General features: G+C 41.4%; 1 protein-coding gene and 1 pseudogene. One reads left to right on the forward strand and one right to left on the reverse strand.

Annotated elements, in window-relative coordinates; translation table 11 throughout:
- Positions 1 to 305 precede the first annotated feature (305 nt).
- Positions 306 to 776 carry a VCBS repeat-containing protein gene (locus LC574_RS36570; RefSeq protein ID WP_229458512.1) on the forward strand — a complete coding sequence of 157 codons (471 nt, stop codon included), beginning with the start codon at positions 306 to 308 and terminating at the stop codon, positions 774 to 776.
- Between the two features lie 393 nt (positions 777 to 1,169).
- Here LC574_RS36570 and LC574_RS36575 read toward each other — a convergent pair.
- Positions 1,170 to 2,144: pseudogene (locus LC574_RS36575) on the reverse strand (metallopeptidase TldD-related protein); the annotation flags it as partial.
- Positions 2,145 to 2,260: the final 116 nt, after the last annotated feature.

Consider the following 2,260-nt stretch of genomic DNA (forward strand, 5'->3'; position numbering starts at 1 on the left):
AGCTTGGTGATGTCAACGGCGATGGTCGTGATGATATTGTCGGTTTTGGAAATAGTGATGTCTATGTCTCTCTAGGTTGAAGCAATGGCACTTTCGGTCCAATATTTGTCGCTCAGGACAATAATTTTTCTGTCGTTGATGGCGGATGGACTAGCTTTAACCAATATCCACGTCAGCTTGGTGATGTCAACGGCGATGGTCGCGATGATATTGTCGGTTTTGGAAATAGTGATGTCTACGTCGCTCTAGGTCAAAGCAATGGCACTTTCGGTTCGATATTTGTCGCTCAAAGCGATAATTTTTCTGTGGTTGATGGCGGATGGACTAGCTTTGACCTATATCCACGTCAGCTTGGTGATGTCAACGGCGATGGTCGTGATGATATTGTCGGTTTTGGAAATAGTGATGTCTATGTCTCTCTAGGTCAAAGCAATGGCACTTTCGGTCCGTTGTTTGTAGCTCAAAGCGATAATTTTTCTGTCGTTGATGGCGGATGGACTAGCTTTAACCAATATCCGCGTCAGCTTGCTGATATTAACGGCGATGGTCTCGATGATATTGTCGGTTTTGGAAATAGTGATGTCTACGCCGCTCTAGGTCAAACTAATGGCACTTTCGGTCCGATATTTGTCGCTCAAAGCGATAATTTTTCTGTCGTTGATGGCGGATGGACTAGCTTTAACCAATATCCGCGTCAACTTGGCGATATCAACGGCGATGGTCGCAATGATATTGTTGGTTTTGGAAATGCTGATGTCTACGTCGCTCTAGCTTAATAGTTTGTTTGTCATTGGCTCCAATGTCACCTCTCCGTTAGAGGATGTTTGTAAAGTCTAATTTATTACTAGCCCTGGCGATTATAAGTCGTGCGCCAGTTGCTCACGGGGGAAACCCCCTTCTCTACGGGACGCTACGCGAACGTTTGTGTAGTAGCGATTTCTATCCGCCCAATACTTTTCAAACATCCTCTTAGGGAAGATTTCTCGGTTCTATCGCTCCCCTGAGCCTAAAGTGACTTACGCTATTAAATACCAAGTTGGAAAACTGTAAAATTTTTTCTCTATAAGAATAACAGGTTTAAAAAAGTATGGATTTAATACTAGGAACTATAAAGGAAGCGATAGAGCCGATTTCTATCTGTTGGCTTTTAATTTCCTGTCAGCAGATGATTACAAAGTATATGTAAAATCTTCCACCAACATACCAGGAACTAAACTACCTCCAAGTTGACGACTTTCATAAGTTCCTACTTCGGGAATGAATTCTTGAAAATTGGTCAAATCTACTAACTTATCTCCCCAAAAGCGATAGAGACTTTCGTCAAAACGTAAGTTTTCAATGGGGGCAAGAATTTCTGCGTTTTCTACCCAAAAACAAGCATAACGAGTCATACCTGTGATTCTACCAGTATGGCGATCGCTCCAATTCAAGTAATGCAAATTAGATACATATAATCCGGTATCTAAACTCGGAAGAATCTGCTCAAATACTAAATTTCCAGTAGTCACTTCTGGCGCTCGTAAAGTCTCTGAACCATTAGCACCGTTAGCAATCTTTTGATATTCCTTAGCAGTCCGAGAATTCACCAAACTATTTACTAAATGTCCTTTTTCTATTACAGTTAACTCTGGTGCTGCTATTTCTCCTAATTCATTAAATCGCGGCACTAATCCTCTCTGAAAGTTTTCTTTCAAACTAAATCTTGGGGAAAGTTGTTTTTCTTGACGCGATAAAGCAGCTAAAGCACTGTTTCCTTGTTGGATATCAGCTTCGCTGACTGCTCCCCAAGAAAGCATTGCTAATAAATCTCCAACAGCAGCAGGTGCAAAATAAGTTTTGTATTGTCCCCGTGGTAATTCTTTCGCTGGGCGAGAAAGCAATTCGAGTTGCTTTCTGGCTTCGCTGATTTTGGCTATATAAGCAGATTCATCCCAATCACTTCCTGCAAATGTCCCTTTAACTGCTTGTCCAGAGGTGGAAAATAGAGAATAATCTAAGGTAAAAGAATCAGTAGCAAACCAGTGTTGTTGACCGTTGGAATCACCATAAGCTTTGATTACTATTCCTCCAGCATATATACCAGTAAAATCTAATTCAGCAACTAGTTCTAACACAGTTGGTACTACTGCTTCCGCCGCCAACATGGTAGATTTGGACTCCGATCCCACAGAACTGATCGATATCATTAGTATTGTCAAACAATTGTTGATTACTCGCGGGGCCGTGTCGACATTTTCTATCGCTAATTATATTGCTAAAT

Origin of the sequence: Nostoc sp. CHAB 5715, assembly GCF_020829685.1 — a bacterium.
Taxonomy (GTDB): Bacteria; Cyanobacteriota; Cyanobacteriia; order Cyanobacteriales; family Nostocaceae; genus Nostoc.